Origin of the sequence: Streptomyces sp. NPDC048057 (genome assembly GCF_040653095.1) — a bacterium.
Taxonomy (GTDB): Bacteria; Actinomycetota; Actinomycetes; order Streptomycetales; family Streptomycetaceae; genus Streptomyces.
This window is the reverse complement of the sequence record NZ_JBEZNF010000089.1, coordinates 1-1,083: the sequence shown is the minus strand read 5'-3', so window position 1 is coordinate 1,083 and position 1,083 is coordinate 1. Positions and strand designations below refer to the sequence as shown.

Here is a 1,083-nt window from a genome sequence, read left to right as displayed (position 1 = left end):
CCTAGGTGTTCTGTCCTGGGAGGTTGTGGACGGGTGATGGAGGTCTCGGCTGGGGGATCTTGAATGGGTGAGGGCCTTCCGGGTTCGGTGTGGATTGCGACATCTCCACCGACCAGCAGAAGGCCCTCATGCCCCACCGTAATGCACCCCTCACCGAGACCGGCCGGCTGCGGCTGGCCCGCTGCGTGGTCGAGGACGGCTGGCCCCTGCGCCGGGCTGCCGAACGCTTCCAGGTCTCGCCCACCACCGCCCAACGCTGGGCCACCCGCTACCGGGCCATCGGCGAAGCCGGCATGAACGACCGGTCCTCCCGCCCCCACCACAGCCCCCGACGCACCCCGACCCGCACCGAACGCCGGATCATCAAGGTCAGGGTCCTACGCCGGTGGGGACCAGCCCGCATCGCCCACCTCCTCGGCCTCGTGCCCTCCACCGTGCACCGCGTCCTGACCCGATTCGGGCTAGCCCGCCTGACCCACCTCGACCGCGCGACCGGACGGGCCATACGCCGCTACGAACGAGAACGTCCCGGCGAACTCATCCACGTCGACATCAAGAAGCTCGGCAACATCCCCGACGGCGGCGGACACAAGACCCTCGGCCGCCAAGCCGGCCGCAAAAACCGCAAGAACGCCGGCTACAGCTACATCCACACCGCCGTCGACGACCACTCCCGCCTCGCCTACAGCGAGATCCTCACCGACGAGCGCAAAGAAACCGCCACCGCCTTCTGGACCCGCGCCCACGCCTACTTCACCAGCATCGGGATCACCGTCGAACGCGTCCTGACCGACAACGGCGCCTGCTACAAATCCCACACCTGGCGCGACACCCTGGCAGCGACCGGGATCACCCACAAACGAACCCGGCCCTACCGACCCCAGACCAACGGCAAAGTCGAACGACTCAACCGCACCCTCCTCGACGAATGGGCCTACGCCCGCCCCTACCAGTCAGAGCAGGAACGACGCGACGCATACCCGCAATGGCTCCACACCTACAATCACCACCGCGGACACACCGCACTCGCAGGCAAACCACCCGCCACCCGCGTCCCCAACCTCACAAAGCAATACACCTAGG

The 1,083-nt window shown here is 67.3% G+C and carries 1 protein-coding gene; it reads left to right on the top strand.

The annotated features are described in order from the left end of the window. The first annotated feature begins 128 nt into the window (after positions 1-128). Entirely contained in the window at positions 129-1,082 is a 954-nt protein-coding gene (locus AB0E05_RS36455) for an IS481 family transposase (RefSeq protein ID WP_361971922.1), read from the top strand. Position 1,083 lies beyond the last annotated feature (1 nt).

What these genes read in the sequence shown, in the direction of transcription:
- AB0E05_RS36455 (WP_361971922.1), top strand. Translation starts at nt 129, where the DNA reads ATGCCCCACCGTAATGCACCCCTCACCGAGACCGGCCGGCTGCGGCTG.